Below are 23,494 nucleotides of genomic sequence, written 5' to 3'. Positions count from 1 at the left end.
TGCGACCGCCGACAACGCTCATCCGGATTTTCGGCCGAGGTCGCGCACGGCGGGCACCGCCAGCAGCGCCACGCACACCAGCAGGGTCACCGCACCCCCGGCGAGCAGCACCGGGCGCGCGCCGAAGACGCCCGCCGCAGGCCCCGCCAGGGCCTGGCCGACGGGCAGCATGGCGACCGAGCCGGCGACCTCGTACGCGTGGATCCGGTTGAGGATCTCACCGGGCACCTGGGTCTGGACGCTGGTGGCCCACATCACACTCCAGAACGCCCAGGCCGTCCCCGCGACCAGCACCGCCGCCGCGACCGCCGGCACCGGAAGCCCGGCGCCGACCGCCGCCGGGTAGAGCGCGAACCCGAACAGGGCCACGGCCCCGCCGCGCAGCGGCCGGGCCGGCCGCACCCGTATCGCCAGCAGCCCGCCGAGCGCGGTGCCCGCGCCCAGCGCGGACGAGACCAGGCCGTACGCCTTCGGGCCGTGCTCGGGCAGGATCTCCCCGGCGGCCAGCGGGGTCACCGGGCCCATGACGAGGATCATGAAGCCCATCCAGATGACGATCACCGACCACATCCAGGTGCGGGCGCGGAACTCCCGCCACCCCTCCACCAGGTCGGCCCGGAAACTGCTGCGCGCGGAGGCGTCCCGCGCCTCCCGCGCGGTGCGCCCCGGCAGCCGGAGCAGCAGCAGGCAGACGGCGCTCACCGCGTAGGTGCCGGCGTGCACGGCGAACACCCCGCCCGCGGAGGTGAAGGCCACCAGCACTCCGGCGAGCGCCGGGCCGGCCAGCGCCATCAGCGACTCGGCGGTGCGCACCACCCCGTTCGCCTCCTGGACGTCCCGGGCCACCTGGGGCACCGTGCTGGCCACCCCCGGCTGGAACATGGCGCCCGCCACGCCGTTGACCGCGCCGATCACACAGATCTGCCAGAGCACGACGTGCCCCGAGAAGAAGAGCCAGGCGGCCAGCGACTGCGTGGCGACCCGTGCCAGGTCCGCCCCGATCATCAGGCCGCGGGCGCTGAAGCGGTCGGCGAACACCCCGCCGAGGACGACCAGCCCGGCGAAGCAGGCGGTGAAGGAGGCCATGGCGTAGCCGATGTCCCCGGCGCCGTAGCCGTGCTGGAGCAGCCCCGCCGACAGGGCGACGGGCAGCATCGAGTCGCCGAGCATGGCGACGCTGCGGGCGGTGAAGTACAGGCTGAACCCCCGTGACCACAAACGGTCCCGGGGGGCGGCAGGCGCGTCGAGGGCGGAGGCGCACGGCGGCGAGGGCGGAGGTGCGGAGGTCACGGCCGACCAGTGTGGACTGGACCAATTGGCCGAGTCCACACCTTTGCCGCCGCGTCTCGTCCCTCAGACGGCGCGCAGCAGCAGCACCGTCCTGCCCGGCACCGTCAGCGCCCGCCCGCCGCGGTGCCGGCTGCCCGGCGGTTCCGCCTGGTCCTCGCGCGAGGTGTCGAGCAGCAGCTCGTACTCCCGGGCCCAGGGCCCGCCCGGCAGGGTGAAGCGGACGGGGCGGTGGGAGGCGTGGAAGACGGCCAGGAAGCTGTCGTCGGTCACCGGGCGGCCGCGCGAGTCGTGGTGCGGGATGTCGGCGCCCGACAGGTACATCCCGAGCGTGGACGTCGGGCCGTACCAGTCGGCGTCGGTCATCTCCCGGCCCTGCGCGGTGAACCAGGCCAGGTCCCGCAGTCCTCCGGCGGACTGCGGACGGCCGGAGAAGAAGGCCCGCCGGCGCAGCACGGGGTGCGCCCGGCGCAGGGCGATCAGCCGGGCGGTCAGGTCGCGCAGCGAGGCCCAGGCCGGATCCTCCGGCAGCGACCAGTCCAGCCAGCTGATCTCGTTGTCCTGGCAGTACGCGTTGTTGTTGCCGCCCTGGGTGCGGCCCGTCTCGTCCCCGGCCACCAGCATCGGCACGCCGGTCGACAGCAGCAGCGTCGAGAGCATGTTGCGCAGCTGGCGGCGGCGCAGCTCGCCCACGGCCGGGTCGTCGGTCTCGCCCTCGTGGCCGCAGTTCCAGGCCCGGTTGTCGTTGGTGCCGTCGCGGTTGTCCTCGCCGTTGGCCTCGTTGTGCTTGTGTTCGTACGTCACCAGGTCGCGCAGGGTGAAGCCGTCGTGGGCGGTGATGAAGTTGACCGAGGCGTACGGCCTGCGCCCGCCCCACGCGTACAGGTCGCTGGAACCGGACAGCCGGTACCCCAGGTCGCGCACGTCGTGCCGGCTGCCGCGCCAGAAGTCCCGGACGGTGTCGCGGTAGCGGTCGTTCCACTCCGTCCACAGCGGCGGGAAGGCGCCGACCTGGTAGCCGCCGGAGCCGACGTCCCAGGGCTCGGCGATGAGCTTGACCCGGCGCAGCACCGGGTCCTGGGCGATGACGGCGAGGAAGGGGGAGAGCATGTCGACGTCGTGCATCGACCGGGCGAGCGCCGCGGCGAGGTCGAAGCGGAAGCCGTCGACGCCCATCTCGGTCACCCAGTAGCGCAGGGAGTCGGTGATCAGCCGGAGCACCTGGGGCTGGACGACGTGGAGGGTGTTGCCGCAGCCGGTGTAGTCGGCGTAGCGGCGCGCGTCGCCCGCCAGCCGGTAGTAGCCGTGGTTGTCGATGCCGCGCAGGGAGAGGGTGGGCCCGAACTCGCTGCCCTCGGCGGTGTGGTTGTAGACGACGTCGAGGATCACCTCCAGCCCCGCGTCGTGCAGGGCGCGCACCATCCGCTTGAACTCGCCCACCTGCTGTCCGCGGGTGCCGCTGGCGGCGTAGCCGGCGTGCGGCGCGAAGTAGCCGATCGAGTTGTAGCCCCAGTAGTTGCGCAGGCCGCGGCGGAGCAGGTGGTCCTCGTGGGCGAACTGGTGCACCGGCAGCAGTTCGACGGCCGTCACGCCGAGGCCGGTGAGGTACTCGATCGCCGCCGGGTGGGCCAGCCCGGCGTAGGTGCCGCGCAGTTCGGGCGGGATGCCGGGGTGGCGCATGGTGAAGCCGCGCACGTGCACCTCGTAGATGACGGAGTCGGCCCAGGGCGTCTTGGGCCGGCGGTCGTCCGTCCAGGGGTCGTCGTCGTCCACCACGACGCCCTTGGGCACGTACGGGGCCGAGTCGCGGTTGTCCCGCACGGTGTCGGCGACCGCCTGCTCCGGCCAGTCCCGGACGTGGGCGTACACCTCGGGGGGCAGCGTGAAGTCGCCGTCGACCGCCCGCGCGTACGGGTCCAGCAGCAGCTTGGCCGGATTCCAGCGGGCACCGGTCCACGGGTCCCAGCGGCCGCCGACCCGGTAGCCGTAGCGGTGGCCGGGCAGCACCCCGGGCACGAAGCCGTGCCAGATCTCATGGGTCAGCTCGGTCAGCGGGACCCGGGTCTCGGTCCCCTCGTCGTCGAACAGGCACAGCTCCACCGACTCGGCGCCGCCCGCCCACAGGGCGAAGTTGGTGCCCGGGCGTCCGTCGGGGCCGGTGTGGAAGCGTGCCCCCAGCGGCTGTGGACTGCCCGGCCACACCACGGTGTCCCCGGCCCCGGCGGGCCCGGGCACCGCCGGCGCGGTCTCCGGGCGCGGCAGCGGCACGGCCACGGGGGCGGTCCGGTGGCCGTTCGGGCGCAGCTTTCCGGACCGGTCGACCGATTCGTCCTCGCGCGTCTCCGACACGTGCTCGCCTCCTGCGGCTCGGGGGACGCCGGACCCGGCCGGCGCCGGCCGTGCCCGTGCGCGGCGCGGTGTCCCTCCGCGCGCGCGTCGCGCCCTCCCGCTTTACCTTCCCGTTCCCCCCTCGGCGTCACACGCGTGATCGATCGTGGGCATCGCGGACGTTTCCCCGGGGCCGTCCGGTCGTTGACCGAGCGTGACGACTGCGGTGCGGCGCGCTCTGCGCGCGGGGGCGGGGCTTGCCACCGCCATGTGGCTGGCGGGGATGCTGACGGCGTGCGGGCTCGGGTTCGGGCCCGCGGACAGCGGTGCGCCGGCCGACGACACCCCGAAGGTGTCCGAGGCGAGGATCAGGATCACCCCGGTGGACGGTGCGCGTGACGTGGAGGCGGACGACCCCTTCACGGTCGAGGCCGATGACGGCCGCCTCACCTCCGTGCACGTCGAGGACGGGGACGGGGAGGTGGTGGAGGGCGTGTTCACCGCCGACCGGTCCCGCTGGCACCCCCGGTCGCGGCTGTCGCTCTCGGAGAAGTACACGGTGGACGCCGTCGCCGAGGACATGGGGGGCCGGCGCGCCGCCAAGCACGCGGTGTTCACCACCCTCGTCCCCAAGAACACCCTGATCGGCTACTTCACGCCCGAGGACGGCCAGACGGTCGGCACGGGCATGATCGTCTCCCTGGACTTCAACCGTCCGGTCGCCGACCGCGAGGCCGTCGAGCGTGCCGTCAGCGTCGGCTCCTCGCCCGCGGTGGAGATCGCCCCGCACTGGTTCGGCGACCGTCGCCTCGACTTCCGTCCCCGCGAGCGCTGGCGTCCCGGCACGAAGGTGACGCTCTCGCTGCGGCTGCGCGACGTCGAGACCGCCCCCGGGGTCTACGGGGTGCAGTCCAAGGACGTCACCTTCGACATCGGCCGGGACCAGACCAGCACCGTGGACGCCGCCGCGCACACCCTGACGGTGCGCCGCGGCGGGCAGGTGACGCGCGTGCTGCCGATCTCGGCGGGCGCCCCGTCCAACCCGACGTACAACGGCTCGATGGTCATCTCCGAGAAGCTCCGGCTGACCCGGATGAACGGGGACACGGTGGGCTTCGGCGGCGAGTACGACATCCCCGACGTCCCGCATGCCATGCGGCTCACCCGCTCGGGCACCTTCGTGCACGGCAGTTACTGGGCGGCACCCGGCACCTTCGGGGCGGCCAACACCAGCCACGGCTGCGTCGGCCTCCTCGACGTGAAGGGCGGCGGCACGGCCACCCCGGCGGGCTGGTTCTTCGCGCACTCGCTCGTCGGCGACCTCGTCACCGTCGTCAACTCCCACGACCGGACCGTCTCTCCGGACAACGGCCTGGGCGGCTGGAACATGGCCTGGGAGCAGTGGGCGGCGGGCACCTGAGGCCGGGGCCTCCGACTGGGACGGAACGGTGACAAAACCGGGATCCCCAACACCGGTTCCGTGTGGTTCTCTAAGCGCAGGGTGAGGGGGACTCACACTTGGGCCACGGGGCCACGGGCCGGTTGGGGAGACGACAGTTGAAGGCGATACAGGGCGCGCCGGGCGCAAGGCGGACCACCTTGGCCCTGGCGGTGGGGGCGATGCTGCTCCTGGTCAGTGCGTGCGGGGGCAGCGCCAGCGGCGACAGCAAGGACGGGGGCAAGGCCAAGCCGGGGGCCTCGGCCTCGCAGGGCGGCAAGGGCGACACGACCGAGTCGCAGGCCGTCGTCACCATCGCGCCGGAGGACGGCGCCGACGAGGTGGCCACGACGGGGGACCTCAAGGTCACCGCCGGCAAGGGCAAGCTGACCTCGGTCGTGGTGAAGAGCGGCAAGGGCGACCCGGTCGAGGGCAAGATATCCACCGACGGCAGCAGCTGGGAGCCGACCGAGACGCTCGGCACCTCCACCAAGTACTCGGTGGACGCGATAGCCAAGGACGGCGCGGGCCGTGAGTCGGCCAAGCACGCGAGCTTCACCACGGTCACCCCGAAGGACACCTTCATCGGCTTCTTCACCCCCGAGGACGGCCAGACGGTCGGCGTCGGCATGCCGGTCTCGCTCAAGTTCAACCGGGCGATCACCGACAAGCAGGCGGTCCAGGACGCGATCAAGGTGACCGCGAACCCCTCGGTGCCCGTCGTCGGCCACTGGTACGGCGACCAGCGCGTGGACTTCCGTCCCGAGAAGTACTGGGCCAAGGGCACCAAGATCACCCTCTCCCTGCGGCTGAACGGCGTCGAGGCGGCGAAGGGCGTGTACGGCACCCAGTCCAAGGACGTGCACTACACCATCGGCCGCAGCCAGGTGAGCATCGTGGACGCCGCGAAGCACACGATGAAGGTCTACCGCGACGGCAAGCTGACGAAGACCATACCGATCACCTCGGGCGGCCCCGGCACGACGACCTACAACGGCAAGATGGTCATCACCGAGCGGTACAAGGTGACCCGCATGAACGGCGACACCGTGGGCTTCGGCGGCGAGTACGACATCAAGGACGTGCCGAACGCCCAGCGGCTGACCACCTCGGGCACCTTCATCCACGGCAACTACTGGGCCTCGCCCGGCACGTTCGGCAACTCCAACGTCAGCCACGGCTGCGTGGGCCTGCGGGACGTGCGCGGCGGCAACGGCGACACCCCGTCCTCGTGGTTCTACAACAACTCGATGATCGGCGACGTCGTGGAGGTAAGGAACTCCCACGACAAGACCGTGCAGTGGTGGAACGGGCTCAACGGCTGGAACCTGCCGTGGAGCCAGTGGACCCCCGCCTCCTGACGCGCCCCGTGAGGCACGTCGCAGCGTAAACGGGCGTTCACGGATACCCTCGTCGGCCATGACAGTTAATCTCGAGGTCGACGAGGGTGTCGGCACCATCCGCCTGGACCGCCCCCCGATGAACGCCCTGGACATCGCGACCCAGGACCGGCTCCGCGAGGTCGCGGAGGAGGCGTCCCGGCGCGAGGACGTGAGGGCCGTCGTGATCTGGGGCGGCGAGAAGGTGTTCGCGGCGGGCGCGGACATCAAGGAGATGCAGGTCATGGACTACGAGGCCATGGCCGTGCGGGCCCGCGCACTGCAGGACTCCTTCACGGCGGTCGCCCGGATCCCCAAGCCGGTGGTGGCCGCCGTGACCGGTTACGCCCTCGGCGGCGGCTGTGAACTCGCGCTCTGCGCCGACATCCGGATCGCCGCGGACGACGCCAGGCTCGGCCAGCCCGAGATCCTGCTCGGCCTCATTCCCGGTGCGGGCGGTACGCAGCGGCTGTCGCGCCTGGTGGGCCCCGCCAAGGCGAAGGACCTCATCTTCACCGGCCGCATGGTCAAGGCCGACGAGGCCCTCACCATCGGCCTGGTGGACAAGGTGGTCCCGGCCGGGGAGGTGTACGCACAGGCCCGTGCCTGGGCCGAGCGGCTGGCCCGCGGGCCGGCGCTGGCGCTGCGCGCGGCCAAGGAGGCGGTGGACGCCGGCCTGGAGACCGATCTGGAGACCGGCCTCACCATCGAACGCAACCTGTTCGCGGGGCTGTTCGCCACCGAGGACCGTACGACGGGCATGCGCAGCTTCGTCGAGGAGGGTCCGGGCAAGGCGAAGTTCCGCTAGGACCAACCCGGTTGAGTGACAGCCGGCACCCGTCGGGTCGCCTTAAGTAGACCTTAAGAGGACCTTAAGGCGACCTGCGCCGATTTCATCGGCCGTTCGTCTCGGACACCCTCTTCGTGCAGGTGAGGGGGGTCGTGTGAGATCCATCATTGCCCTTGACATATGCCAGTACGGCAACTCGGAATGACGCGTTCCGCCGCGTCAATTCCCTCGATCCGCCCCGAACCGCCGTTGCGTACGGCCATCATGAGAGCATGGCGGGGCAGCAGGGAGCATCTGAGCAGCCGCAGCGGGTAACGGTCCCGGCGGCGGGGTGGCCGCCCACGGCGGTCGACGATCTGGCGGCGACGTCCCTCGATCTGTTGGGGAATCCCTCCGTGGACGAGGTGCGGCTCTCCTCGCGCCCGGAGTCCGCGGCCACGGCCCGCCGGCTCGCCCGGTCGGTGCTGCGGCTCTGGGGCCTTCCCCAGTTCGACGACGTCGTCGAGTTACTCGTCTCCGAACTCGTGGGCAATGCCGTGCGTCACACGGGGGCCCGCACCTTCGGTCTGCGCATGCTGCGCCGCCGCGGCTGGATCCGGGTGGAGGTGCGCGACCCGTCCCGGGCGCTGCCCTGCTTGATGCCGGTGCGCGAGATGGACGTGAGCGGGCGCGGACTCTTCCTGATCGACAAGCTCGCCGACCGCTGGGGCGTGGACCTGCTGCCGCGCGGCAAGACGACCTGGTTCGAAATGCGGGTCATCGACCGCTGAACGGCAAATGAACAGCTAACCTGCGTTTGCAAGGTCAGTGTCCCACCTCACTCCCACATCGTGAGGTTTCGGCTGCGATGTCTCGTATAGTTATGGAGCAACGACCCCCATGACCCGGGCTCGGTCGTCCCATGGCGTCGTGGATCACACCCCCTGGCTCCACGACGAATCGAGAGGCCCCAGCAGCGTCGCACAACGATGCGCAGGGGCCTCTTTCGTCTTCCGGCGGGACACGCCGACAAGGGTGACCATTCCGGCGACCGGGCGATACCGGGGTGATCGTGGGCATATGATCGCACTGCGCACGCTGCGCCGGCTCTGCGCCGCCGCCCTTTCCCTGGGGGTGCTCGCACTCCCCGTCTGCACGGCCGCCGCGGCCGTCGCCCCGGGTCTTCCATACGACCCGGCCGTCCCCGAATGGTGCCCCGTCGTCCCGGACCGGCTCTACGCCGCCGCGGACACCAGCGTCGACCTCGACCGGATCAGGCCCGACGAACCGGCCTGGCGCTCCAACTGCAACGCCCTCTTCCGCGGGGACGAACGCCCGCCGGAGTCCGTCTTCAAGGACGGGCTCCGTCCCGCGGACGTGAGCGACGGCGAGTACGACCTGCAGGCCTACGCCCGGCGGGAGCAGCCCTCGCCGTTCGTGGCCACCACCTACGACCGCGAGTTCCTCAAGCATCAGACGACCGCCTACCACTACTACATCGACGCCCCCGGGGGCATCGAGCTCGACGAGACCCTCGGCACCCGGGAGCTGCGCTCGGCCCGCACCGGCGTGGTCTTCCCGGGGGGCGTCGCCCGGCAGTTCATCGTGAAGGCCTGCCCGGTGGACAAGGCCACCAAGGCCGAGCTCACGGCCCGGTGCGTGCCCAACCCCGCGTACTCGCCGTGGCGCGGCTGGCCCGCCCCCGACTGGACGGGGGTGAAGGAGCCCGCCGCCCCGCCGCCCGCCGTCAAGCCACCCGCGGTCAAGCCCCCTGCCGTCAAGCCGCCCGCGGTCAAGCCCCCTGCCGCCCAGTCGCCCTCCGTCAAGCCGTCCGCGCCTCCGGCAGTCCAGCCGGGTGCGTCACCGGCCGGCCGGCCGGCCGTGCCTCCTCAGACCGTCCAGCAGGGCGCGCCTCCGGCCGCGCGGCCGTCAGTGCCTCCGGCGGCCCGGCCGGGTACGTCACCGGCCGGCCGTCCGGCCGCGCCGCCCGTCGCCCAGCCGGGCGCACCCCGGACGCCGGTGGAGGCCGGGGACGGCCCGGTGGGCTGACGGCACCCGCGGTACCCGCTCCGTCGTGCGGTGCGGTGACCGGCCCCGGCCGGTCGCCGCACCCATGGCGGAGCTTCGCCGTCGGCCCGTTCCCCGTCCCGGCCCCGCGGGCGATCGCCCCGGTCACGGCAACGCGAACGGCGGCCACCAGCGCTCCGGTGAGCGTGGTGGCCGCCGCTCGGCAGGTGCTGCGGCGGGGCCTTCAGCCCAGGCGCAGCACCGCGGTGAGCACCTCGTCCAGCGTCGCCGCGGGGTCCTCCACGGCGTCACGGCTGCGCCAGGCGACGAAACCGTCGGGGCGGACCAGGATCGCGCCGCTCGGCGTCATGCCGTGCACCGCCGTCCAGTCCGTGCCCGCCTCGGGCACCAGGTCGGCCTGGGTGGACTCGCCGAGCCGGTACGCCTCCAGCGGCACCCCGAGGCGCTCCGCGACCGCGCGGGCCGCGTCGTGCCAGGCCGTGCCCTTCGGCCCGTCGCCGGTGAGCAGCACCATGGAGCGCTCGTACAGGTCCAGCGTGGAGCGGCGCTCGCCGTCCCGGGTGGTCACCCACACGTGCGGGGAACGGCCGCCGGGTTCGGCGACCGGGCGGAAGTCCTCGGGGACGACCGGGCGCCCCGGGTCCGCGCCGAGGAACGCGCCCTCGGGGTAGCGGTAGCCCAGCGCGACCACCAGGACGCCCTTCTGGGGTCCGCCGCCGGCCGGCGGCGCGTACCCGGGGTGGGCGTGCTCGGCGGAACGGGCGGAGGCCCGCTCGCTGGTGGCCACGGCGACCGGGCGGCGCTCGGCCTCGTACGTCTCCAGCAGCCCCGGCCCGGCCCAGCCGCCGGTGACCGCGGCGAGTTTCCACGCCAGGTTGTGGGCGTCCTGGATGCCGGTGTTGGAGCCGAAGGCCCCGGTGGGGGACATCTCGTGGCACGAGTCGCCGGCCATCAGGACCCGCCCGCGCCCGTAGGAGTCCGCGACCCGCTCCGCGGCCCGCCAGGGGGCCCGGCCGGTGATCTCGATCTCCAGGTCCGGCACACCCACCGCGGTGCGGATGTGGGCGGCCAGCCGCTGGTCGGTGAAGTCCTCGATCGCCTCTCCCCGTTCGGGGTGCCAGGGCGCGTGGAAGACCCAGTTCTCCTGGTTGTCGACCGGCAGCAGCACACCGTCGGCGTCCGGATTGGTCAGATAGCAGGCGATGAAGTAGCGGTCGCCCACCGCGTCGGCCAGCCGCTTGGCGCGGAAGGTCGCGCTGATGTTGGCGAACAGGTCGCCGCGGCCGCTGTGCCCGATGCCCAGGGCGCCGCGCACCGGGCTGCGCGGACCGTCGGCCGCGATCAGGTAGTCGGTCCTGACGGTGCTGCGCTCGCCGGTCTCCCGGTCCATCAGCTCGCAGGTGACACCGTCGTCGTCCTGGGTGAACGAGACCAGCTCGGTGCTGAAGCGCAGGTCGCCGCCGAGCCCGCGGGCGTAGTCCAGGAGCACCGGCTCCAGGTCGTTCTGGCTGCACAGGCACCAGCCGCTGGGGCTGATGCCGGACAGCCTGCCGCCCGGGTCGATCTCCCGGAACAGCCACTCCGCGTTGTCCGAGGTGAGCGAGTCGGCCTGCAGGATGCCGTGGTTGTCGGCGAGTACGGAGGCGGCCCGCCGGATCAGCGGCTCGGCCCCCGCCGTACGGAACAGCTCCATGGTCCGCAGGTTGTTGCCGCGGCCACGGGGGTGGATGGAGGTACCCGGGTGCTTCTCGACGAGGACGTGCCGGACGCCGAGCCGGCCCAGGAAGACTGAGCTGGAGAGCCCGACGAGGGAGCCCCCCACGATGAGGACCGGAACCCGGTCTTCGGCCTGTGGAGTCATAGCTCCCTTGATGCCCGATTACCGGGGGTATTTTCGCCCGTCACCCAATTGGATCACATATCTCGCACCGGTTGGGCCACCACAGCACGATCGTTGGACGACGGACCTCGGGGGTTGCTAGCTCTCGGAAGAGGTGGAATATGCCGGCCCAGGCCGAAAAGGTCTCGCAGTCCGCGCTCGATGGCAATCGCCTGCGCGTCGTCCTCATGCTTGAAGTTGAAGACGGCGCCGAGCAGCGGTTTCTTGACGCGTATGACCAGATGTGCCGCCACGTGGCTGCCGTGCCAGGACACGTCAGCGACCAGTTGTGCCAGTCGATCGAAAATCCCTCGCAATGGCTGATCACCAGTGAGTGGGAGAGTGCGCTGCACTTCCTCGCCTGGGTGGACAGCCCGACCCATCTGGAGATGGTGCAGCCGATGCACGGCTGCGTGAAGGACACCCGCTCGCTCCGCTTCGGGGTGCTGCGGGAGACCCGTACCTCCTACGAGTCCGGTCGCATGCAGACCGTGCCGCGGGTCGGGGACGGGATCATCCGCCACGCCATCACCTTCACCGTGAAGCCCGGCAGCGAACAGAAGGTGGCGGACATCCTGTCCGGCTACACCTCGCCGCAGGCCGTGGTCGACGAGAACACGCGGCTGCGCCGCACCTCGCTGTTCATGCACGGCAACCGTGTCGTGCGCGCCGTGGAGGTGGAGGGCGACCTGGCCAGGGCACTGCGCCACGTCGCCCGCCAGCCCGAGGTGCGGGCGGTCGAGGAAGCCATCAACCCCTACCTGGAGGTGGACCGGGACCTCAACGACCCGGGCTCGGCACGGGAGTTCTTCGCCCGCGCCGCGCTCCCGGCCGTGCACCACGTCGCCAGGGGCGCCGACCGGCCGGAGTCCCTGAGCCGGCACGCCCTGATCTACCCGGCCAAGGCGGGCTCCGGCCCGGCGGTCGCCAAGATGCTCGCGCAGCAGGACGAGGAGGCCGTGGACGTCCCCAAGGGGCCGCTCGCGCGCAGCACCGTCTACCTCCGCGAGGACATCGTGGTGCGACTGGTGGACCTGCGGGTCCCGGTGGAGGAGGTTCCGCTCGTCGCCGTGGGCGCCGCCGGCAAGCACAAGGCCGGCGTCCTCGCCAGGCTGCTCGACCTCGGTCCCGACTGGGACCTCGGGGACGAGCAGGGCCTGAAGCGGTTCCTCGTCGAGTGCGACATGCGCATGGTCACCGACCGCAGCGCGGCCACGTCCTGACCCGTCCGAGCGATTGGCAGCCGGCAGGTACCGGCCGGCCCGGGGTGCGCCCCGGGCCGGCCCCCGCCGGAGGAGGCAAGCATGGATGATCTTCTGACCAACGAACGGAACGTTCCGTTCACGCCGACCATCGTGAATCTGGGGGACACCCCGCACAACCGCCGCCGCGGCGGCGACCTGCGGGCGATGCTCACCCCGACCGCGTGCGGCGCCACCAGCGGCTTCATGGGCGTGGCGCTCGTGGACCCCGGTGACCGGATCGGCGAGCACTACCACCCGTACTCCGAGGAGTTCGTCTACGTGGTCTGCGGTGCGCTGGAGGTGGACCTCGACGGCGAGCCCCACGTGCTCCGCCCGGAGCAGGGCCTGATGATCCCGCCGTACGTCCGCCACCGCTTCCGCAACGTGGGCGACACCGAGGCCCGGCTCGTCTTCCACCTCGGTCCGCTCGCTCCGCGCCCGGAGCTGGGCCACGTCGACACCGAGGTCACCGAGCAGACCGAGGACGCGGCGTCATGACCCGCCGGGTGGCGGTCACCGGGGCCGGTGTCGTCGCCCCCGGCGGTGTCGGGGTCCCCGCTTTCTGGGAACTGCTCACCGCCGGCCGGACGGCGACCCGCGGTATCACGCTCTTCGACCCGACGGGCTTCCGGTCCCGCATCGCCGCCGAGGTCGACTTCGACGCGGCGGCCTGCGGGCTGACCCCGCGGGACGTGGAACGCGCCGACCGGTACGTCCAGTTCGCGCTCGTCGCGGCCGCCGAGGCGGTCCACGACGCCGGGCTGGAACTGGACGAGGAGGACCCCTGGCGGGTCGGGGTGTCCCTCGGCACCGCCGTCGGAGGCACCACCCGGCTGGAACACGACTACATACGAGTCAGCGAACGAGGCGCCCGCTGGGACGTCGACCACCGCCAGGCGGGTGCGCATCTGCACCGGGCGTTCGCGCCCAGCGCGCTGGCCTCGGAAATAGCCGAACGGCACGGTGCCCGCGGCCCCGTGCAGACCGTCTCCACGGGCTGCACCTCCGGCCTCGACGCCGTGGGCTACGCGTTCCAGACCATCGAGGAGGGACGCGCCGACATCGTCATCGCCGGTGCGTCCGACTCCCCGATCTCACCCATCACGGTGGCCTGCTTCGACGCCATCAAGGCCACCTCCCCCAACAACGACGACCCGGCCCACGCATCCCGGCCCTTCGACGCCCGCCGCGACGGCTTCGTGATGGGTGAGGGCGGCGCCGTGCTCATCCTGGAGGAACTGGAGCACGCCAAGGCGCGCGGGGCCCGGATCTACTGCGAGATCGGTGGCTACGCCACGTACGGCAACGCCTACCACATGACCGGGCTCACCACCGACGGCCTGGAGATGTCCGAGGCCATCGACCAGGCCCTGGACCACGCCAGGATCGACCCGGGCGACGTCGACTACGTCAACGCGCACGGCTCGGGCACCAAGCAGAACGACCGCCACGAGACCGCGGCGGTCAAGCGCTCGCTGGGCGCACATGCCTACTCCACGCCCATGAGCTCCATCAAGTCCATGGTCGGCCACTCCCTGGGTGCGATCGGCGCCATCGAACTCGCCGCCTGCACCCTGGCCCTCGCCCACGGCGTGGTGCCGCCGACCGCCAACTACGAGACCCCGGACCCCGAGTGCGACCTGGACTACGTCCCGCGCACCGCCCGTGAGCTGAAGCTGCGCACCGTGCTGTCCGTCGGCAGCGGGTTCGGCGGCTTCCAGTCCGCGGTGGTCCTCAACCGACCGGAGGGGAGCCAGCGATGAACACGCAAGCGGTGGTCACCGGCATCGGCGTCGTCGCACCGAACGGCATCGGAGCCGACGCCTTCTGGAAGGCGACCAGGGAAGGCGTCGCCGTCCTCGACGCGGTCACCCGCGAGGGCTGCCAGGACCTGCCGCTTCGCGTCGCGGGAGAGGTCCGCGGCTTTGACGTGTCAGCGGTCGTCGAGGACCGCTACACGGTGCAGACCGACCGGTTCACCCACTTCGCGATGGCGGCCGCCGACCAGGCACTCGCCGACTCGGGACTGCGCTTCGACGAGGAGGCCCCCTTCGACATCGGCGTGGTGACCGCGGCCTGCTCCGGCGGCGGCGAGTTCGGCCAGCGCGAACTGCAGCACCTGTGGGGCAAGGGGCCGCGCTTCGTCGGCCCGTACCAGTCCATCGCGTGGTTCTACGCCGCCAGCACCGGACAGATCTCGATCCGCGGCGGCTTCAAGGGCCCCTGCGGCGTGGTCGCCAGCGACGAGGCCGGCGGTCTCGACGCCATCTCCCACGCCTGCCGCAACATCACCCGTGGCACCGGCACCCGGGCCGTCGTCGTCGGCGCCGCAGAGGCGCCGCTGGCGCCGTACTCGGGTGTCTGCCAGCTCGGATACGAAGAACTCAGCCTGGAGGAGGACCCCGAACGGGCCTATCTGCCCTTCACCCGGCACGCCCGCGGCTTCGCCCCCGCCGAGGGCGGCGCGATGCTCGTGGTCGAGGACCCCCGGCACGCCGCCGGCCGCGGGGCCGAGGTGCAGGCCGTCATCGCGGGGCACGGCGCCACCTTCACCGGGGCCTCGCGCTGGGCGGAGTCCCGTGAGGGACTGGGCCGCGCCATCCGCGACGCCCTCGCGGAGGCCGCGTGCGCCCCCGGGGACATCGATGTCGTCTTCGCGGACGCGCTCGGCACCCCGGAGGCGGACCGCGCCGAGGCGGGGGCACTGGCCGACGTGTTCGGCAAGCGCGCCGCGAAGATCCCCGTGACCGCCCCCAAGACCGGCACCGGCCGCGCCTACTGCGGCGCCCCGGTGCTCGATGTGGCCGCCGCCGTGTTCGCCCTGCGGCACGCAGTCGTGCCCCCCACCCCCAACGTCACCGACACCTGCCACGACCTCGACCTGGTCACCGGCCGGCCCCGGCCGGCGGAACTGCGGACCGCGCTGGTGCTCAGCCGCGGCCTGATGGGTTCCAACTCGGCCCTGGTCGTCCGGGCGTAGCGCAGGCTCAGTGAAGGAGAGCTCTTCCATGAGCAAGGAACTGACCTACGGCGAACTCGCCGCCCTGATGAAGTCCAATGCCGGTATCACCGTCGACGCGGGCCTCCTCGACGGCCACCCGGAGACACCTTTCGCCGAGTACGGACTGGACTCGCTCGGCCTGCTCGGCATCGTCGGCGCCCTGGAGAACGACCGGGGCATCCCGATCGCCGGCGACGCCGACTCGTGCAAGACCCCCGGCGCCTTCATGGACGTCGTCAACACCTCACTCAAGGCAGGAGTCTGACCCATGCCCGGCCACACCGAGAACGAGATCACCATCCCCGCCCCCATGGACGTCGTCTGGGACGTCACCAACGACGTGGAGGGCTGGCCGGACCTGTTCAGCGAGTACGCCTCCGTGGACATCGTCGAGCGCGAGGGCGACCGGGTCGTCTTCCGGCTCACCATGCACCCCGACGAGCACGGCCAGGTCTGGAGCTGGGTCTCCGAGCGGACCGCCGACCGCGCCACCCGCACGGTGCGCGCACACCGGGTCGAGACCGGCCCGTTCCAGTACATGGACATCCACTGGGAGTACGAGGAGGTCCCCGGCGGCACCCGGATGCGCTGGACCCAGGACTTCGCCATGAAGCCCGGCGCCCCCCTCGACGACGAGGCGATGACCGACCGGATCAACGAGAACTCCAAGATCCAGCTGGAGCTGATCCGCGAACGCATCATGCAGCGCCACGGCGGCGGCGCGGCATGAACAGCTACCGCAGCCTGATCGTGGCCAGGATGAAGCCCGGCGCCGAGGAACGGGTGGCGCAGGTCTTCGCCGAGTCGGACAAGGGCGAACTGCCCGGTCTGATCGGGGTCACCGGACGCAGCCTGTTCCAGTTCGGCGACGTCTACCTGCACCTGGTCGAGGCCGACCGGCCGCCCGGCCCGGAGGTCGGCAGGTACAAGGACCACCCGGCGTTCCGGGACATCAGCGAGCAGCTGTCGTCCTTCATCTCCGCGTACGACCCCGAGACCTGGCGCGAGCCCAAGGACGCCATGGCCCGGGAGTTCTACCGCTGGGAGCGCAGTGGCTGACAAGGCCACCGCCGAGCCGGACTGGGTGCGCTGCGAGCGCTGTGCCGCGCTCGTCTACGGCAAGCGCTACACCCGTACGCTGCGCGTCTGCCCCGAATGCGGCGCGCACGGCCGGCTCACCGCCCGGCAGCGGCTCGACCAGCTGCTGGACGCCGGCTCCTGCCGGCCGCTCGCCGCGGAGCGCGGCGAGCGGCCCGCGGAGCACGACCCGCTGGGCTTCACCGACACCCGCCCGTACGCCGAGCGGCTGCGCGAGGCCCGGGCGGAGACCGGGATGGACGAGGCCGTCGTCTGCGTGGGCGGCACCGTCGAGGGGCAGCCGGCCGTGGTCGCCGCGATGGACTTCCGCTTCCTCGGCGGCAGCCTCGGTCTGGAGGTCGGGACGCAGATCACCCGGGCCGCCCGGACCAGTCTGCGGCGGCGCGTCCCCCTGCTGCTGGTGACCGCCTCCGGCGGCGCCCGTATGCAGGAGGGCGCCCTGTCGCTGATGCAGATGGCCAGGACCGCCCAGGCGCTCGCCGAGCTCGACGAGGCGGGCGTCCTCGTGGTGTCCCTGGTCACCGACCCCACCTACGGCGGCGTCGCCGCCTCCTACGCCACCCTCGCCGACGTCATCCTCGCCGAGCCCGGCGCCCGGCTGGGCTTCGCCGGACCGCGCGTCATCCAGCAGACCACCGGCCAGCGGCTGCCCGAGGGCTTCCAGACCGCGGAGTTCCTCCTCTCACGCGGCCTCATCGACGACGTCGTCCCGCGGGCCGCGCTCCGTCCGACGCTGGCCCGGCTGCTGCGGCTGCGCTCCGGGGAAGGCGCCGCGCGGCCGGGTGCGCGGGGTTCCGCCGAGCGGCCCCGGCCGGCGATCGTGCCGCGCGGGCCCGCCGTACGTGTCGTCCGCACGGCGGACGAACTGCCGGAGCGGGACGCCTGGGAGGCGGTGCGCCTGGCCCGGCACCCGATGCGGCCCACGGCCGCCGACTACGCGGCCCATCTGCTGCAGGACTTCCACGAGTTGCACGGCGACCGGCTGGCCGCCGACTGCCCGGCCGTCATCGGCGGGCCGGGCCTGCTGCACGGCAGCCCCGTCATGCTGATCGGCCATCACAAGGGCGGCCCCGGGCTGGAGGAGCGCCGGCGGCGGCACTTCGGCATGGCCACCCCGGCCGGCTACCGCAAGGCCGCCCGCCTGATGCGGACCGCCGCCAAGCTGGGCATGCCGGTGGTGACCCTCATCGACACCCCGGGCGCGAACCCGGGTCCGGAGGCGGAGAGCGGCGGCCAGGCCCTCGCCATCGCGGAGAACCTGCGGCTGATGTCCCGACTGCCCGTACCGGTCGTCGCCGTGATCACCGGCGAGGGCGGCAGCGGCGGGGCGCTGGCCTTCGCCGTCGCCGACCGGGTCCTGGTCAGCGCGAACGGCATCTACTCCGTGATCAGCCCCGAGGGCTGCGCCGCGATCCTGTGGAAGGACCCCGGCGCCGCCCCCGCCGCGGCGGCCGCCCTGCGGCTGCACGCCCGCGATCTGCTCCGGCTGGGCATCGTCGACGGCGTGGTCCCCGAACCGCCCGACGGTGCCCACGGGGACCACGCCCACGCGGCCGCCCTCGTCGGCGGCGCGCTCTCGGCCGCCCTGGACGAACTGCGTCCCTGGGCCCCCGACCGGCTGCTGGCCGAGCGCCGCGACCGGTTCCACCGTTTCGGCCGACTGGAGGAGGAGGCAGCACCGTGACACTCCACGGCGACGACAGGACGGCCCGCCCCCCGGGCGCGGGCAAGGCCCTCAACGGAACGTCCCCCGGCGGTGCGCCGGCCGGGCTCCCGGCGCTGGAGGCGGTCTGCCGCAGCGCCACCGAGCTGGCCCGCTCCATGCCCACCCCGCCGCGGCGGATCAGGCTGCGGCACGGGCAGACGGCGGTCGAGATCGAATGGCCGCAAGCGCCGGCGCAGCACCCGGCGGGCACCGCCGGGCCCGCCTCCGCACCCGAGGCGGCGCCCGCGACCGCCCTCGCCGCAGCGGCCTCCGCACCGGCTCCGGCGCCCGCCGCCGGGGGACGCAGCCACGGCGCACAGGAGGCGCAAGAGGCGCACGGAGCGCACGCTTCCACGTCACTTCACTACGTCTGCGCCCCCACGGTGGGCACCTTCTACCACGCCCCCGAGCCGGGCGAGCGCCCCTGCGTCTGCGTCGGCGACCTCGTCCGCCCCGGCCAGCCCGTGGGCGTCCTGGAGGTCATGAAGATGATGAGCGTCGTCGAGGCGGACGTGGCCGGCCGGGTCGTGGAGGTCGTCGTCCCGGACGGGCAGCCCGTCGAGTTCCAGCAGCCGCTGATCGCACTGGAGCCGATACCGGTGGGGGAGTGAGAGCCCGTGTTCTCCACCGTCCTGGTCGCCAACCGTGGCGAGATCGCGCTGCGGGTCGCGCGCGCCTGCCGTGAACTCGGCATCCGGACCGTCGCGGTGTACTCCACCGCCGACCGCGACTCGGCCGTCGTCCGCTTCGCCGACGAGGCCGTGCACATCGGGCCGCCCCCGGCGAGGGCGAGCTACCTCAACATCCCCGCCGTCGTCGAGGCCGCCCGCCGCACCGGCGCGCAGGCCGTCCACCCCGGTTACGGCTTCCTGTCGGAGGACCCCGACTTCGCCGAGGTGTGCGAGGCCAACGGCCTCACCTTCATCGGGCCCTCCCCGGACGTGCTCTCCCGGCTCGGCGACAAGGCCGCCTGCCGCGCGCTGATGGCCGAGGCCGGACTGCCCGTGCTGCCCGGCAGCACGGGCCCGCTGGCCGGCGCCGCCGACGCGAAGGAGGCGGCGCAGCGGACCGGTTACCCCGTGATCCTCAAGGCCGTCGCGGGCGGCGGGGGACGCGGCATGGCCGTGGTCACCGACCCCGACCGGCTGCTCGACACCTACCGGCGCACCTCCGCGCACGCCCGCTCCGTCTTCGGCGACGACCGGCTCTACCTGGAGCGGTACGTCGAGCGGGCCCGCCATGTGGAGGTGCAGGTGCTCTGCGACCGGCACGGCGCCGTCGTCCACCTCGGCGAGCGCGACTGCTCGGTGCAGCGGCACCACCAGAAGCTGGTCGAGGAGACCCCCGCCCCGGACCTGCCGGCCCGGCTGAGGTCGGCGATGTGCGACGCGGCCGTCCGCGGCGCCCGGGCGGTCGGCTACACGGGCGTGGGCACCTTCGAGTTCGTGCTGACCCCCGAGCGCGACTTCCACCTGATGGAGGTCAACTGCCGGCTCCAGGTGGAGCACCCGGTCACCGAGATGGTCACCGGGATCGACCTGGTGCGTGAGCAGATCCTGGTCGCCGCCGGGCATCCGCTGACCCTGCGCCAGGAGGACGTCGTGCACCGCGGGGTCGCCGTGGAGTGCCGCGTCAACGCCGAGGACCCCTCGCGCGACTTCGCCCCGACCCCCGGCCTGCTCACCGAGTTCGAGGCCCCCGGCGGCCCCTTCGTACGGGTGGACACCCACGCCTTCCCCGGCTGGCGGATCGGGCCCGACTACGACTCCCTGCTCGCCAAGGCCGTCGTCTGGGCCCCGGACCGGGAGCGGGCGCTGGCCCGGATGGACCGGGTCCTGGAGGAGCTTCGGGTGCGCGGCGAGGGCGTGTGCACCACGGCCGGCTTCCTGCGGAAGGTGCTGGCCCGCCCGGAGTTCCGGGCGGGCCGGCACACCACCGGTCTGGTGGCGGAGATGACCGGCTAGCAGGTCACCGCGCCCCGCCGACCGTGCTGTGCAGGGCGTGCAGGTAGGCGTTGACCGGGGACACCTCGCCCACCTGCAGCCCGGCCTCCGTCATCAGCTTCACCATGCTGTCCCGCGTGTGCTTCTGGCCGCCGACGTTCAGCAGCAGGAGCAGGTCCATGGCGGTGGTGAAGCGCATGGACGGCGTGTCGTCGACGAGGTTCTCGATGACGATCACCTTGGTGCCGGCGCCGCCCGCCGCGACGACGTTGCGCAGCGTGCGCCGCGTGCTGTCGTCGTCCCACTCCAGGATGTTCTTGATGATGTACAGGTCGGCGGCCACCGGGATGTCCACACGGCAGTCCCCGGGCACCAGCCGGGCCCGCGCGGCGAGCGGGCCGCCCTCGCGCAGCCGCGGGTCGGCGCCGGCCACGACCTTCGGCAGGTCCAGCAGCGTGCCCTGCAGCTCGGGGTGCTTCTCCAGCAGCGCGGCCAGCACGTGTCCCTGGCCGCCGCCGATGTCGGCGACCGAGCCGACGCCGGACAGGTCGAGCAGCGCGGCGATGTCCTCGGCGGACTGCCGGCTGGAGGCGGTCATGGCGCGGTCGAAGACGCGGGCGCTCTCGCGGGCGTCGTCGTGGAGGTACTCGAAGAACTCCTTTCCGAAGACCTCGGGGAAGATGTTGCGGCCGCCGCGCACCGCCTCGTCCAGCCGCGGCCAGACCTCCCACGTCCACGGCTCGGTGCACCACAGCGCGATGTAGTGCAGGGTGTTCGGGCTGTCCTTGCGGAGCATCCGCGACATCTCGGTGTGGGCGAAGCGGCCGTCCGCCTGCTCCTCGAAGACCCCGTACGAGGCCAGGGCGAGCAGCAGCCGGCGCAGCTGGCGCGGCGCGGTGCCGACCATGGCCGCGAGCTCGTCGACGGGCGACGGGTCCTTGCCGAGCGCGTCCGGCACGCCGAGCCTGACCGCGGCCCGTACGGCGGCGGCGCAGGCGGCGCCGAAGACGAGCTCGCGCAGCCGCATCGCGGGCGGAGTGGCGGCCTCGGCGCGCGCCGCGTTCGCGGTGCCGTCCGCGCTGGTGGTTTCTGTCAAGGTCATTCCTCGCACAACCCCTTCGGTTCGGAGACGCGGCACGTGTTGTCACGGAGGACATTCGCGGTGCCCCGGTCACGGTCGGCCAGATCGGCCGGGCTGTTGCCCAGGGTCGTGTTGCCCCGGACGGTGTTGCCGGTGTCGGGGGCGCCCACCACGCTGCGGAAGAGCACGATCCCGCCGGACATCGGTGAGGTGCCGTGGTTGTCCACGACCCGGTTGCGGACCACTAGGGTCCGCTCCGCCCCCGTCAGCACGATCCCGGCACCCTGGATGAAGGGGAGCCGGGCGTTGGGCGGGCAGTACTTGTTGTTCGCCGCCACGAGGTTGTCGGAGACGGTCAGGCCCCCGGCCCGCGGGACGCCCTCGTCGCCGACGACGAAGACGCCGCCGCAGTTGGCGGTGATGTGGTTGTCGACGACCCCCAGGTTGCGCACCCGGCGCAGCACGACCCCGATCCGGTTGCCCGTCAGCTCGTTGCCGCTGACGCGGGTGCGCAGGGTGTCCAGCGCGCCGCCCTCCGCGTCCGCGGTGTTGGCCAGGAAGATCCCCGACTCGCCGTTCTGCCGGGAGACGTTGTCGCGCAGGAGCGTGCGTACCGAGTGCTGGACACCGATGCCCTGGTGCCCGTTGTGCTCGGCGGTCACGTCACCGACCTCCAGGCCGTCCGTCCAGGAGGCGTCGACGCCGTTCTTGCGGAAGCCGGAGACCGACAGCGACAGCAGCCGGACACCGTCCAGGCCGCTCTGCTCCGTTCCGGTGACGCACAGTCCGTGGCCCGCCTGGGCGCAGGCGTTCCCGTCGGGCCTCGCGTCCGGGGTCAGGACGGTGTCCGCGCCGTTGCCGACCAGCGTGAGCCCGGGCTTGGTCACGTTGACGCTGCCCGGGTAGGTCCCGGGGAGGATCTTGATGACGTCGCCCGGCCGGGCCCGGTCCACCGCGGCCTGGACGGACTCCCCGGGCCGGACGACGAGCGCGCCCGGCGACGCCGCCTCGGCCCCGGGAATGGCGCACAGCCCCAGCACACTGACGACCGCGGCCACGGCGGCCGCGTGGGGCCGACGAAGTGTCATGACTGCCGTACCTGCTTTCCGGGTGACGTCCCGAGTCACCCGAAATCTGACGCTATGAGTGGTTCTGGCGGATCGCCACTCTGCCGGGGCATCAGAGGCGGCGGCGCGCGGAGGACCGCACGGGCACCACCACCCGGTGACCGAGCACCCCCGCGTCCACCGTTCCGTCGGCCGCCGCGTACCAGAGCCAATGGGCGCCCGGGACATGGCCGACCGTCAGGACCGTCCAGCCGCCGCCCTTCGGGCCCGCCAGCGCCGCCAGCAGACGGGCCTCCTCGGCGTCCGGCCGGTGCAGCAGCACGACCAGCCCCGCAGTCGCCTGCGGCGTCCCCGCCCCGCGCAGCGCGGGGATCTGACGGACGGTCCGGACCCGGAGCACGGCGGGCGGCCCGGGCAGCTCGCCGGCACCGGGGCCCACGGCGACCAGCACGGTACGGGCCGCGGGCGCCGCCTCCAACACCCCGTCCACCAGGGCGAGCACCGCCTCCCGTGCGACGGCGGGATCCCCGAGCACACTGAGGACGCCGCCGATCCGCGCGAGGTTCACCAGCACCTGGCCCCGGCCGACCGCGCCGAGCCTGGTCAGTTGGGGCAGCGGTCCCGGACCGGGGGCGGGTGTGCCGGCCGGTGCGAGACCCGTGCGCTCCCAGCGGGTCGGGGTCAGCGCCGTCCACGGCGCCGGGGCCGGCCCGGCCGCCGAGACCGTGGCCAGCACCCGGCCGGGCTCGGCGAGCACGCCCCGCACCCGAACCGGGCTGTCGGGCCGTCCCGCCAGGGCCAGTTCGCGCAGCGCGTGCCGGACCACCAGCGGGGTGCGGGTGTCCGCGGCGAGCCGCCGGCCGAGCGCCGCCCGCCGGCGCCGCCGCACCGCCCTCAGCAGCGGACGCCGGCCCGCGGCGAGACCGGCCAGCAGCGCCACCGCCCCGATCCCCGCCGCCGTCATGCCGTACGACGGCCGGCCGGCCCCGGCGCGCGGTGGCCGGGGCTCACCGGTGGCCGTCGCCGGTCCCTTCGGCACCAGCCGTACGGGGCCGGCGGGGGAGCGGTCCGCGGCGGTGCCGGGGGACGGGGCGACGGCGAACAGCACGGCGGCCGCCGCCAGCAGGCGGATCGTCCTCATCGCGGGGCTGTACCGCATCGTTCCTCCTCCTGTGGACCGGCTGTGGACCGGCTGTGGACCGGCTGTGGACCGGCAGGGCACGCGGGGGCGTGTGACCAGACACGGC

21 protein-coding genes are annotated in these 23,494 nt (G+C 73.1%); 15 read left to right on the top strand and 6 right to left on the bottom strand.

Features of this window, described 5'->3' with window-relative positions:
* Positions 1 to 18: 18 nt before the first annotated feature.
* The gene (locus CHF15_RS19250; protein ID WP_375821646.1) at positions 19 to 1,290 is read right to left on the bottom strand and encodes an MFS transporter; all 1,272 of its coding nucleotides are present in this window, start codon (positions 1,288 to 1,290) and stop codon (positions 19 to 21) included.
* A gap of 63 nt (positions 1,291 to 1,353) precedes the next feature.
* The gene (gene glgX, locus CHF15_RS19245; protein ID WP_089225066.1) at positions 1,354 to 3,636 is read right to left on the bottom strand and encodes a glycogen debranching protein GlgX; all 2,283 of its coding nucleotides are present in this window, start codon (positions 3,634 to 3,636) and stop codon (positions 1,354 to 1,356) included.
* A gap of 262 nt (positions 3,637 to 3,898) precedes the next feature.
* Between glgX and CHF15_RS19240 the strand changes: the two genes are divergently transcribed.
* The 5 genes from CHF15_RS19240 to CHF15_RS44960 all read left to right on the top strand — a co-directional run bounded on the left by CHF15_RS19240 (position 3,899) and on the right by CHF15_RS44960 (position 9,250).
* Positions 3,899 to 5,035 (top strand): L,D-transpeptidase, encoded by a 1,137-nt coding sequence (locus CHF15_RS19240; RefSeq protein WP_089225065.1) that lies wholly within the window; start codon positions 3,899 to 3,901, stop codon positions 5,033 to 5,035.
* A gap of 200 nt (positions 5,036 to 5,235) precedes the next feature.
* Positions 5,236 to 6,414: a L,D-transpeptidase gene (locus CHF15_RS19235; RefSeq protein ID WP_089225234.1), complete on the top strand. Its 1,179-nt coding sequence runs from the start codon at positions 5,236 to 5,238 to the stop codon at positions 6,412 to 6,414.
* A gap of 58 nt (positions 6,415 to 6,472) precedes the next feature.
* Entirely contained in the window at positions 6,473 to 7,240 is a 768-nt protein-coding gene (locus tag CHF15_RS19230; RefSeq protein ID WP_089225064.1) for an enoyl-CoA hydratase/isomerase family protein, read from the top strand.
* A 254-nt stretch (positions 7,241 to 7,494) separates the two neighbouring features.
* On the top strand, positions 7,495 to 7,992 hold the full coding sequence (locus CHF15_RS19225) for an ATP-binding protein (protein WP_089225063.1): 498 nt from the start codon (positions 7,495 to 7,497) through the stop codon (positions 7,990 to 7,992).
* Between the two features lie 289 nt (positions 7,993 to 8,281).
* A complete protein-coding gene (locus CHF15_RS44960) occupies positions 8,282 to 9,250 on the top strand; it encodes a scabin-related ADP-ribosyltransferase (RefSeq protein WP_179279869.1) in 969 nt (322 codons plus the stop codon).
* A gap of 202 nt (positions 9,251 to 9,452) precedes the next feature.
* Here the strand turns inward: CHF15_RS44960 and CHF15_RS19215 are convergent, their stop codons facing one another.
* Entirely contained in the window at positions 9,453 to 11,090 is a 1,638-nt protein-coding gene (locus CHF15_RS19215; protein ID WP_089225062.1) for an FAD-dependent monooxygenase, read from the bottom strand.
* A gap of 140 nt (positions 11,091 to 11,230) precedes the next feature.
* Here CHF15_RS19215 and CHF15_RS19210 point away from each other — a divergent pair, with 140 nt between their 5' ends.
* The 10 genes from CHF15_RS19210 (at position 11,231) to CHF15_RS19165 (ending at position 20,120) form a co-directional block, all read left to right on the top strand.
* Complete coding sequence (locus tag CHF15_RS19210; RefSeq protein WP_089225061.1) at positions 11,231 to 12,331, top strand: SchA/CurD-like domain-containing protein; 1,101 nt, start codon at positions 11,231 to 11,233, stop codon at positions 12,329 to 12,331.
* Between the two features lie 81 nt (positions 12,332 to 12,412).
* On the top strand, positions 12,413 to 12,850 hold the full coding sequence (locus tag CHF15_RS19205) for a cupin domain-containing protein (RefSeq protein ID WP_089225060.1): 438 nt from the start codon (positions 12,413 to 12,415) through the stop codon (positions 12,848 to 12,850).
* Positions 12,847 to 14,115: a beta-ketoacyl-[acyl-carrier-protein] synthase family protein gene (locus CHF15_RS19200; RefSeq protein ID WP_089225059.1), complete on the top strand. Its 1,269-nt coding sequence runs from the start codon at positions 12,847 to 12,849 to the stop codon at positions 14,113 to 14,115. The genes CHF15_RS19205 and CHF15_RS19200 overlap by 4 nt, the downstream gene beginning before the upstream one ends.
* The gene (locus CHF15_RS19195; protein WP_089225058.1) at positions 14,112 to 15,332 is read left to right on the top strand and encodes a ketosynthase chain-length factor; all 1,221 of its coding nucleotides are present in this window, start codon (positions 14,112 to 14,114) and stop codon (positions 15,330 to 15,332) included. Before CHF15_RS19200 ends, CHF15_RS19195 begins: the two co-directional genes overlap by 4 nt.
* 28 nt (positions 15,333 to 15,360) lie before the next feature.
* Positions 15,361 to 15,618, top strand: a complete 258-nt coding sequence (locus tag CHF15_RS19190) for an acyl carrier protein (protein WP_089225057.1) — start codon at positions 15,361 to 15,363, stop codon at positions 15,616 to 15,618.
* Between the two features lie 3 nt (positions 15,619 to 15,621).
* Positions 15,622 to 16,083, top strand: a complete 462-nt coding sequence (locus tag CHF15_RS19185) for an SRPBCC family protein (RefSeq protein WP_089225056.1) — start codon at positions 15,622 to 15,624, stop codon at positions 16,081 to 16,083.
* Positions 16,080 to 16,412 carry a TcmI family type II polyketide cyclase gene (locus tag CHF15_RS19180; RefSeq protein ID WP_089225055.1) on the top strand — a complete coding sequence of 111 codons (333 nt, stop codon included), beginning with the start codon at positions 16,080 to 16,082 and terminating at the stop codon, positions 16,410 to 16,412. The genes CHF15_RS19185 and CHF15_RS19180 overlap by 4 nt, the downstream gene beginning before the upstream one ends.
* On the top strand, positions 16,405 to 18,135 hold the full coding sequence (gene accD / locus CHF15_RS19175) for an acetyl-CoA carboxylase, carboxyltransferase subunit beta (protein WP_089225054.1): 1,731 nt from the start codon (positions 16,405 to 16,407) through the stop codon (positions 18,133 to 18,135). The genes CHF15_RS19180 and accD overlap by 8 nt, the downstream gene beginning before the upstream one ends.
* The gene (locus tag CHF15_RS19170) at positions 18,132 to 18,767 is read left to right on the top strand and encodes an acetyl-CoA carboxylase biotin carboxyl carrier protein (protein WP_089225053.1); all 636 of its coding nucleotides are present in this window, start codon (positions 18,132 to 18,134) and stop codon (positions 18,765 to 18,767) included. The genes accD and CHF15_RS19170 overlap by 4 nt, the downstream gene beginning before the upstream one ends.
* 6 nt (positions 18,768 to 18,773) lie before the next feature.
* Complete coding sequence (locus CHF15_RS19165) at positions 18,774 to 20,120, top strand: acetyl-CoA carboxylase biotin carboxylase subunit (RefSeq protein WP_089225052.1); 1,347 nt, start codon at positions 18,774 to 18,776, stop codon at positions 20,118 to 20,120.
* Between the two features lie 4 nt (positions 20,121 to 20,124).
* Here CHF15_RS19165 and CHF15_RS19160 read toward each other — a convergent pair whose 3' ends face one another.
* From CHF15_RS19160 to CHF15_RS19150, 3 genes are all read right to left on the bottom strand, one after another.
* Entirely contained in the window at positions 20,125 to 21,201 is a 1,077-nt protein-coding gene (locus tag CHF15_RS19160) for a methyltransferase (RefSeq protein WP_089225051.1), read from the bottom strand.
* Positions 21,198 to 22,268: a right-handed parallel beta-helix repeat-containing protein gene (locus tag CHF15_RS19155; RefSeq protein WP_089225050.1), complete on the bottom strand. Its 1,071-nt coding sequence runs from the start codon at positions 22,266 to 22,268 to the stop codon at positions 21,198 to 21,200. Before CHF15_RS19155 ends, CHF15_RS19160 begins: the two co-directional genes overlap by 4 nt.
* A 91-nt stretch (positions 22,269 to 22,359) precedes the next feature.
* A complete protein-coding gene (locus tag CHF15_RS19150) occupies positions 22,360 to 23,406 on the bottom strand; it encodes a hypothetical protein (protein ID WP_089225049.1) in 1,047 nt (348 codons plus the stop codon).
* Positions 23,407 to 23,494 lie beyond the last annotated feature (88 nt).

The sequence above is a fragment of the Actinacidiphila glaucinigra genome (genome assembly GCF_900188405.1).
Classification (GTDB): Bacteria; Actinomycetota; Actinomycetes; order Streptomycetales; family Streptomycetaceae; genus Actinacidiphila; species Actinacidiphila glaucinigra.
Note: the sequence above shows the minus strand (reverse complement) of the source record. Positions and strands in the feature narration are given on the sequence as shown.